This window comes from Ureibacillus endophyticus (genome assembly GCF_003628435.1).
GTDB lineage: Bacteria > Bacillota > Bacilli > Bacillales_A > Planococcaceae > Ureibacillus > Ureibacillus endophyticus.
In genome coordinates this window covers 1-2,490 of sequence record NZ_RBZN01000099.1, presented here as the reverse complement: position 1 = coordinate 2,490, position 2,490 = coordinate 1, and the positions used below count along the sequence as shown (strand labels likewise).

Here is a 2,490-nt window from a genome sequence, read left to right as displayed (position 1 = left end):
CGACACTTTAACAGTAGAGTGACTTGGGGTGGCTGGCAAGTCTATTTTTTTGCACTAAAAAAGTGCTAGACTCTGTACAAATTCGTTGCACTAGTCTGCACTTTTATTATGCAATACACAAGTGTAGGTTTGCCATTCCAAAACTGGTTCCGTACAGAAGTAATCTTTGCTATGAGTAAAACATTTATTATTCCAAGTGTTATCGTTATGGTAGCAAGTGTTGTATTGATGACAGTAGTATACGGCGTAATTTATGAGCGAATTCGCGTACCGTATTTAGAAGAAAAACATGCTTAATATATTAAAAGCGCTTTTTCCGACATAGTGGAATTGCGCTTTTTCATTTATCTATCAGGGTTTGCTAGAGTGAAATTATTTAACGGAAACAATTATAATACTGTTATCAATATACGAATTGAGAGGAAATTAAACGATGACTACAAATGAAAACCGAAGAAAGGTCATTTTAGATTTAGCGGTTACACTAGATGGTTTTATTGAAGGGGAAAATGGTGAAGTAGATTGGTGCATCATGGACCCAGAGATGAACTTTCTTGAGTTTTTAAATGGAATTGATACAATTCTTTACGGAAGAAAAAGCTATGATTTATGGGGACAATATACGCCTGATACTAATGCATCGATGACTGATAAGGAGTTATGGGAAGCGGTGCATAGTAAAGAAAAGTATGTGTTTTCAAGAACGAAAAAAGCAACGGATTCCAGAGCAAAATTTATTAATGATCAGTTAGTGGAAGAAGTTAATAAACTAAAAAGTTTACCTGGTAAAGATATTTGGTTATATGGTGGGGCGAATCTGATTACAAGTTTTATTCAAGAGGGACTTGTTGATGAGTTCAGATTATCAATTCATCCGGTAGTTTTAGGTGAGGGAAAACCGCTATTTGTTAATCTTCAAAATAGATTGAATTTGAAATTGGTAAAAACGAATACATTTTCCTCGGGTGTTGTTCAACTTATTTATCATTTGAAATAATATGACTAGAATTTCCTCATACTAAACTTGAGGTGGGGAAATTGACAATTGTACGTTTAGGCTATGTTGCAATGAGTGTGGAACTAAAGAATGCGTCACCTTCTAAAACAATGACGTATGCGCAATTTCAAAAAATCGGTGATCGTGAAGCAGCAATCCGTAAATTAGAACGAATTGCACTAGCTAATTTGGAAAATACCCACAGGTTGTTAAAACATAATGCTTCAAAAGATATTCATTTTTATCGTTTGACATCACGTTTAATACCTTTAGCGAATCATGAGGACCTTCCAGATTGGAATTATATAAAACCTCTCAAAGAGAAGTTGAGTGAACTGGGGCAGTTTGTTGAAAAACACAAGATGCGCATTGATTTTCATCCAGATCATTTTGTTGTCCTTAACTCAAATAAAAAGAATGTATTGTTAAATTCTTTAAAAACGTTAAAAATGCATTATCTCTTACTAAAGGGCATGAACATTAATCCGATGCATCGATGTGTATTACATGTCGGTGGAAATTATCAAGAAACAGAACAATCTTTGGAGCGATTTGTAGATAATTGGATGGAAGTTCCGCGGTCGATACAGAAAATGATTATGCTCGAAAATGATGATACATCTTTTACGATGGAGGATACTTTATATTTATGTGAAAAGTTAGGAATTCCCTTTGTATTTGATTATCATCATCATCTTGCTCACCATCAGAATGAAAATTGGATAGAGAATTGGGAACGAGCGATTGGGACTTGGAAGGAGTCTTCATTGCCAATTAAAATGCATATTTCCAGTCCAAAAAGCAAAGAACAGTTTCGACATCACGCTGATTATGTTGATGTAGAGATGTTTTTTAAGTTTTTAAAGGAAATCAAAGGGACAGTTCCTGAAATTCACTGCATGATTGAGGCTAAAATGAAAGATGAAGCTCTCTTTACTCTAATGAAGCAAATTGAAAAAAGAGAGGATATTGAAATAATTGATGGGTCGTCATTCTATTTAAGGTGATGATTTTAAAATTTTATATTAGCTTAAGAATTTTTATAAACCCTTGAAGCACAGAAGCTTTAGGGGTTTTTTTAGATTTCATATTTGGAAAAAACTTGAATATATTATTGAGACGTAATTTAAGATAAACCTTAGTATCGGCGAAAATAATTATATTTTCTCAAATTCTCTAGCATTAGATAAATTATCAAGAGATTCATTTACTGATGATTTTGAAGGATGAGTTAAATCTGAAATAATAATGTACTCAAATACACGTTTAATAAAAAAATTTAAATAGTTTTCCCCCTTTTGTACATTTTAAAATAAAGGAGGGAAAACATGGGCAGAAGAAATCGAAATAAAATACTAGTTCCCGAAGCTAGGTGTAGACGTCAAGTCGAATTTTACACTTTTTGCTCATTTCCTTTTTACACTTCTGCTGAAAATATGCTTTTCCTATTTCTCATACGATGACTTTCCTCATCTTCTCTACCATGAATGACT

3 protein-coding genes are annotated in these 2,490 nt (G+C 33.2%); all 3 read left to right on the top strand.

The features are described 5' to 3' along the window. The first annotated feature begins 108 nt into the window (after nt 1–108). On the top strand, nt 109–297 hold the full coding sequence (locus tag D8M03_RS17610) for a hypothetical protein (protein ID WP_147404846.1): 189 nt from the start codon (nt 109–111) through the stop codon (nt 295–297). Nucleotides 298–433: 136 nt separating this feature from the next. Next, complete coding sequence (locus D8M03_RS17405; RefSeq protein WP_121216039.1) at nt 434–997, top strand: dihydrofolate reductase family protein; 564 nt, start codon at nt 434–436, stop codon at nt 995–997. 41 nt (nt 998–1,038) lie between these two features. Further along, entirely contained in the window at nt 1,039–2,004 is a 966-nt protein-coding gene (gene uvsE / locus D8M03_RS17400; RefSeq protein ID WP_121216038.1) for a UV DNA damage repair endonuclease UvsE, read from the top strand. Nucleotides 2,005–2,490: the final 486 nt, after the last annotated feature.